3 rRNA genes are annotated in these 1017 nt (G+C 48.7%); all 3 read right to left on the minus strand.

From position 1 onward, the window contains the following. A 16S ribosomal RNA gene (locus FZD51_RS25850) occupies positions 1–453 on the minus strand; the annotation flags it as partial. 288 nt (positions 454–741) lie between these two features. Next, positions 742–858, minus strand: a 5S ribosomal RNA gene (rrf, locus tag FZD51_RS25855). 68 nt (positions 859–926) lie between these two features. Next, a 23S ribosomal RNA gene (locus tag FZD51_RS25860) occupies positions 927–1017 on the minus strand; the annotation flags it as partial.

Below are 1017 nucleotides of genomic sequence, written 5' to 3' on the forward strand. Positions count from 1 at the left end.
CCCTGACAACAGAGTTTTACGATCCGAAAACCTTCATCACTCACGCGGCGTTGCTCCGTCAGACTTTCGTCCATTGCGGAAGATTCCCTACTGCTGCCTCCCGTAGGAGTCTGGGCCGTGTCTCAGTCCCAGTGTGGCCGATCACCCTCTCAGGTCGGCTACGCATCGTTGCCTTGGTGAGCCGTTACCTCACCAACTAGCTAATGCGCCGCGGGCCCATCTGTAAGTGATAGCCGAAACCATCTTTCAGCATAACCTCATGAGAGGTTATGCATTATCCGGTATTAGCTCCGGTTTCCCGAAGTTATCCCAGTCTTACAGGCAGGTTGCCCACGTGTTACTCACCCGTCCGCCGCTGACTTCAGGGAGCAAGCTCCCATCCGTCCGCTCGACTTGCATGTATTAGGCACGCCGCCAGCGTTCGTCCTGAGCCAGGATCAAACTCTCCATATAAGAGTAAGATTTAGCTCTGATAAAAAAATTAAGATTAACGTTGACGTTTTTGTTCGTTCAGTTTTCAAAGGACAATCTCAGTCGCTCTCTTAAAGCAACTATATTAGAATAACATTTTTGGCAGCCTTCGTCAACAACTTTTTTCTAAAAGTTTGTTCCGAGCATCAGCTCTCGAAGGTGCCTGACCATCATAACACCAGCGGTGTTACGGGTCAACCCTTAATTTCTGAGGAATATTATTCCAACAGATAGGGATTAAAAAAGACAAAGAGACATCTCTCTGTCTTCGCCCGGCAGCGTCCTACTCTCACAGGGGGAGAGCCCCCAACTACCATCGGCGCTGAGAAGCTTAACTTCCGTGTTCGGTATGGGAACGGGTGTGACCTTCTCGCTATCGCCACCAGACTATTTGATTGAGGTTTTGTTCCCTCAAAACTAGATAATGCAGAAGAAGAATGACAGAGTAATCAAATGTGGTTAAGTCCTCGATCTATTAGTATCTGTCAGCTCCACGTGTCACCACGCTTCCACCTCAGACCTATCAACCTGATCATCTTTCAGGGA

This window comes from Bacillus infantis, assembly GCF_008180445.1.
Lineage (GTDB): Bacteria > Bacillota > Bacilli > Bacillales > Cytobacillaceae > Bacillus_AB > Bacillus_AB infantis_B.